Annotated in this window: 1 protein-coding gene; it reads left to right on the top strand. The window is 68.9% G+C overall.

The genetic code is table 11. The features are described 5' to 3' along the window. On the top strand, positions 1-997 hold a 997-nt coding region (locus tag EN925_RS37220), incomplete at its 5' end, for a diaminopropionate ammonia-lyase (RefSeq protein WP_128337430.1). Positions 998-1,015 lie beyond the last annotated feature (18 nt).

Here is a 1,015-nt window from a genome sequence, read left to right as displayed (position 1 = left end):
CGGCAGCGTCAAGGCGCTTGGCGGCGCCTATGCCGGCTTCCGCCTGGTGCTGGAGGAGGCCGGCAGTCGCCTTGGCCGGCCCGTCGACATGGCCGATCTCGATCAGGCTGACGTGCGGGCGGTCGCCGCGGCGATGACATTTGCCTGTGCGACCGACGGCAATCATGGCCGCTCCGTCGCGCAAGGCGTGCAACTCGTCGGCGCGCGGGCGGCGGTCTTCGTCCACGCCGGGGTCAGCGAGGAGCGCATCGCGGCGATCGCCCGCTATGGCGCCGAGATGATCCGCGTCCACGGCAATTATGACGATTCGGTCAGGCAAGCTGCCCAAGTTTCGGCCGACAAGGACTGGACCGTAGTCTCCGACACCTCGTGGCCGGGCTATGAGCGCATTCCCGGCCTGGTCATGCAGGGCTATACCGCGATCGTACGCGAAGCCTTGCGCCAACTCCCTCGGACGCCGACCCACGTCTTCGTGCAGGCCGGTGTCGGCGGCATTGCCGCCGCGCTGGCCGGTCATCTGGCCATCGTGCTCGGTGACGCCAGGCCGACCTTCATCGTGGTCGAGCCGGCGCGTGCCGCTTGTGTTCTCGCAGCCGCCCAGGTCGGGCGCCCGGTCAAGGTCGCGCACGGCCAGCCGACGGTGATGGCCATGCTTGAATGTTACGAAGCCTCGCCGGTCGCCTGGCGGGTGCTGGCGCGCGCCGCCGACGCCTTCATGACGGTGGATGAGGACGAGGCCATCGCGGTGATGCGGCGGCTGGCCTGGCCGGCCGGCGGTGACCCGGTGATCGTCGCCGGCGAAAGCGGTGGTGTCGGCCTTGCCGGGCTGATCCGGGCGGTGGCCGACAACCGGGCCGATCTTGGACTTGACGGCAAATCGCGGGTGCTGGTGATCAACACCGAAGGCGCCACCGACCCGCATCGCTACGCCGAACTGGTTGGCATGAACCCGGCCGATGTGCTGGAAGGCAAGATGACAGTCGAGGCAACGGCATGATCGCCATCGATGCGCAGC

The organism is Mesorhizobium sp. M7A.F.Ca.US.006.04.2.1, assembly GCF_004022915.1.
In the GTDB taxonomy this organism is placed as follows: Bacteria; Pseudomonadota; Alphaproteobacteria; order Rhizobiales; family Rhizobiaceae; genus Mesorhizobium; species Mesorhizobium ciceri.
Note: the sequence above shows the minus strand (reverse complement) of the source record. Positions and strands in the feature narration are given on the sequence as shown.